This window comes from Kitasatospora putterlickiae, from assembly GCF_039527695.1.
Lineage (GTDB): Bacteria > Actinomycetota > Actinomycetes > Streptomycetales > Streptomycetaceae > Kitasatospora > Kitasatospora putterlickiae.
In genome coordinates, this window is record NZ_BAAAKJ010000538.1 from 1 (window position 1) to 1,134 (window position 1,134).

A 1,134-nucleotide genomic window follows, 5' to 3' on the forward strand; every position below is an offset into this window, starting at 1 on the left:
CGGGCCGCCTGAGCGTCCGCCTCCACCAGCAGCACGTGCCCGGCGCCGCGCGCGTACGGGGCGGTGCGCAGCGCGTGCACCGCGGCGGCGACATGCCGTTCCGGCCGGGGGTCGTGGCTCCAGCGGTCCACCGCGCGGCAGAGCGCCGACGGCTCCTCGACGGCCAGCACGGCCAGCAGCGCGTCCGCCCGGGGGTGCGCGGCCCCGGCCAGCGCCTCGGTCAACTCGTCCAGGGCCAAAGCCCGGTGGGCGTACAGCAGGTCGTGCGCGAGGTCGGCGACGGTGACCCCGGGGCGGCCGGGCAGGCCGCGCGGATCGCCGAACCAGGCGCACAGCAGCGGCACCACGCCCGCCGGATCGGCGCGCAGCCGCCCGGCCACCGCGGTGAGGAACGGCCGGTCGGGCCCGTCGGCGGCGACCAGCCGCCGGAACAGGTCCAGTTCACGCTCCGGCGACAGGCCCAGGGCCGCCCAGAACGCCGGTCCGAATCCGCCCGGCCCCGGCACCGGCAGCCGCTCGAACCCGCCCGCACCGGCGGCCCGTTCGGCGATCCGCTCGGCCAACCGCTCCAGCAGCGCGCGGTGTTCGCCGATGTCGGGACTGGCCGCCAGGCCTTCGGTGAGCAGCGCGGAGGCCCACCAGCCGGGTTCGCTGCCCGGCGGGCGCAGGTCCACGGCCCGCCAGAGCCGGTGCAGCCAAGGATCCAGCGCCGGCGCGCCCCAGGTCTCACCGATCCGCCGCAGCGCGGCGGCCACCGGGCCGATCCGGTACCTCGGCACGGTGGCGCGCGCGCCGAACGCCCTCGGCCCCACCGCCCCGGCGTCGGGCGGGGGCGGTGTGTCCTCGGCCTCGCCGAGCAGCAGCCGCAGCGCCGCGTCCAGGTCCAGGTGCAGGCCCTGCAGCCAGTCGGCGAACTCCCCGTGCGCGAAGCGGTGGCCGGACCCGGCCGGGACGAACAGCCCCTCCGCCAGCACGGCCGCCGCCCACCCTCCGGCCGCCGGGAACAGCTCCTCGAACGCGTCCCGGCCCAGACCGCCCTCGCCGGCGCCGAGCATCCGCCGCGCCGCCTCGTGCACCCGGCCGGCCACCGCCGCCGCCGTTCGCCGCACCCATCCGGCGCCTTCCCCGGCCGGC

At 79.5% G+C, this 1,134-nt stretch carries 1 pseudogene; it reads right to left on the bottom strand.

What is annotated here, in order from left to right:
- Positions 1-1,109 (bottom strand): annotated as a pseudogene (locus ABD308_RS38905) (serine protease); the annotation flags it as partial.
- Between the last annotated feature and the right edge of the window lie 25 nt (positions 1,110-1,134).